Source organism: Halorubrum sp. FL23, assembly GCF_052439115.2.
In the GTDB taxonomy this organism is placed as follows: Archaea; Halobacteriota; Halobacteria; order Halobacteriales; family Haloferacaceae; genus Halorubrum; species Halorubrum persicum.
On sequence record NZ_JBQVRO020000048.1, the window covers coordinates 1 to 1,753 of the forward strand.

At 56.9% G+C, this 1,753-nt stretch carries 1 protein-coding gene; it reads right to left on the reverse strand.

Annotated features, from left to right (window positions below; genetic code table 11):
- Nucleotides 1-462: 462 nt before the first annotated feature.
- Nucleotides 463-1,629, reverse strand: a complete 1,167-nt coding sequence (locus ACT4MF_RS18800) for an ISH3-like element ISH3B family transposase (RefSeq protein ID WP_444683847.1) — start codon at nt 1,627-1,629, stop codon at nt 463-465.
- Nucleotides 1,630-1,753: the final 124 nt, after the last annotated feature.

Consider the following 1,753-nt stretch of genomic DNA (forward strand, 5'->3'; position numbering starts at 1 on the left):
GGTAATCAATACTTTGGAGAAATTGACGAACTTCGGAGTGAGATCCGCTCAGCGATGAAAGAGATCAATCCGCCCGGAGTGTATCAGTATCTCTGTCGGTGAGTATAAAAATGAAGACGAAGCATGTTGCGACCAGACTACTCTATGACCGGACGTTACTCTGACTGCGAAGAGCTCCGGCCGCTTGGCGAAGCGACGCATATCCCCGACGACAATCTCTCCACCAGTAGCATCCGTTGTAGTTTAGCGGCGCGTCGGGGCGGTGTTTATGCAGATTCAGTACCTCACAAAGCATCCTCAGCTAGCTGTTTCTGAAGCCTGAGTTCTGTGGCGGAGCGGTTGTGCTGGGTGGTCTTGACGAGAAGATCGTCGACGAACCGACGGAGAGCTGTCGCTGTCGGCGGCGGCTGCCGCCGACGCGACAGCGTTGCCACTTCTGGCGGAGGCTAGCCCGGTCGGAGATTAGCGGGTAAACCGGTCGTCTGGTGGTCGGTTTGCGGGGACGGCCCGACGCGTCGCGAGGGCCGTCCACGCTGCCCGTTGAATCATGTTGATGAACTCCTTGAACGACCACTTCCAGAGGCGACGCCCCCCACGGCGGGGCGTCGCCACGTATTCCCAGTGTAAATACCGCCAGACGTTCTGTAACAACAAGCTCACCACGACGTACAGCAGCCGTACGACCGGATTTTGTGTCGAAGTCGTCGCAATACTTTGCTCGGAGAGTCGGTAGCTGGCCTCGATACCAAAGCGTTTCGCGTAGTGGTATCGAGCGTCTCGTGGTGAATCGATGAACGGCGCGTCAGCGGCGTAGCCGTGACGCGCCACTCCATGTTCGTCGTACCGTCCGTTTTGGTACGTACAGTCGATGTAGACGGGAAACTCGACGGTCCAGCTGTGACCGTCGAGTTTCGCCGTCATGTCGTGTTGAATCACGCGACTCCAGCCTTCCGAGAGTTCTTGCTTGATCGTCTGTCCCCAGCGGACGATCGGCATGACGTAGGCGTGGTTGTGTGCCTGAAGCAGCGTCAAACACTTGCTGTCGTAGAATTCGCGGTCAAGAAAGACGGCCTTGACCTCGAGGTCAAGGCCGTCGAGGATACCGAGAAACTCTGCGAGGACACTGCTGGCGGTGTCGCCGTCTTCGAGACGGCGCACCGCCAGCGTGTAGCGTTTGTTCTTCACACGCGCGTAGAGTGTGGCGTAGGCGTGGAACGCAGTCGTTCCACGCTTCGCTTGTGAGTGGTACAGGCCGTCTGTCCCATCTTCGTCGCCGTAGTAGGGCCGCAGGTGGAGGTCTGAAACGACCTCCACCTGCTGGGGAAGGACGTCGAGAACGTCCTTCTGAAGGAGCGCGTTTCCGACTTGCTCAAGCGTCTCAAGGTCGAATTTGGTGCGGAGATGGTAGAGAACCGAGTTTTCGTGGGGTGCATCTTCGCTTTTCTCACAGAGCGTTGAGACTGAGGTCCCGTCGGCGCACGCGCCGACGAGGACCTCGTAGATGTCTTCAGCATCGAGCTCGGCGTTTTCAGCGAGCGTGAGAGCAACTTCCTCGTCAAGAGCGTTGACGAGGAAGTTAAGGAGTTGGTCTTCGTGGATTTCATCGTCTGCTTGCTGGGTTTTAGACACACCTTCTGCAAGCAGACGTCTCAACTAACCGGCTTTGTGATGTACTGAGATTGTTGAGCAAGACGGTGTTGAGTCGAATCGCTGATGAAGCGTGATCGGAGAATTGAACGGATGTTCTTCTGTC